1 rRNA gene is annotated in these 906 nt (G+C 52.2%); it reads left to right on the forward strand.

Going from position 1 to position 906, the window contains the following annotated elements:
* A 23S ribosomal RNA gene (locus tag AC1RQG_RS27820) occupies positions 1–906 on the forward strand; the annotation flags it as partial.

The raw sequence follows: 906 nt of genomic DNA on the forward strand, positions 1-906 counted from the left end.
CTGCTGGAGGTATCAGAAGTGCGAATGCTGACATGAGTAGCGATAATGGGGGTGAAAAGCCCCCACGCCGTAAGCCCAAGGTTTCCTGTTCAACGTTCATCGGAGCAGGGTGAGTCGGCCCCTAAGGCGAGGCAGAGATGCGTAGCTGATGGGAAGCAGGTTAATATTCCTGCACCGTCGTATGATGCGATGGGGGGACGGATCGCGGAAGGTTGTCCAACTGTTGGAATAGTTGGTTTCTGGTTCATAGAAGGCGCTTAGGCAAATCCGGGCGCGTGATTCAAGGGACTGGGACGAGGCACTTAGGTGCCGAAGCAATCGGAAGTGGTTCCAAGAAAAGCCTCTAAGCTTCAGTCATACGAGACCGTACCGCAAACCGACACAGGTGGGCGAGATGAGTATTCTAAGGCGCTTGAGAGAACTCGGGAGAAGGAACTCGGCAAATTGGTACCGTAACTTCGGGAAAAGGTACGCCCCGGTAGCTTGACCACTTTACTGTGGAAGGGTGAAAGGGTTGCAATAAACTGGTGGCTGCGACTGTTTAATAAAAACACAGCACTCTGCAAACACGAAAGTGGACGTATAGGGTGTGACGCCTGCCCGGTGCTGGAAGATTAAATGATGGGGTGCAAGCTCTTGATTGAAGTCCCAGTAAACGGCGGCCGTAACTATAACGGTCCTAAGGTAGCGAAATTCCTTGTCGGGTAAGTTCCGACCTGCACGAATGGCGTAACGATGGCCACACTGTCTCCTCCCGAGACTCAGCGAAGTTGAAATGTTTGTGATGATGCAATCTACCCGCGGCTAGACGGAAAGACCCCATGAACCTTTACTGTAGCTTTGCATTGGACTTTGAACCAATCTGTGTAGGATAGGTGGGAGGCTTTGAAGCGGGGACGCCAGTTC

Source organism: Rugamonas sp. GW822-FHT03B10 (assembly GCF_058801745.1).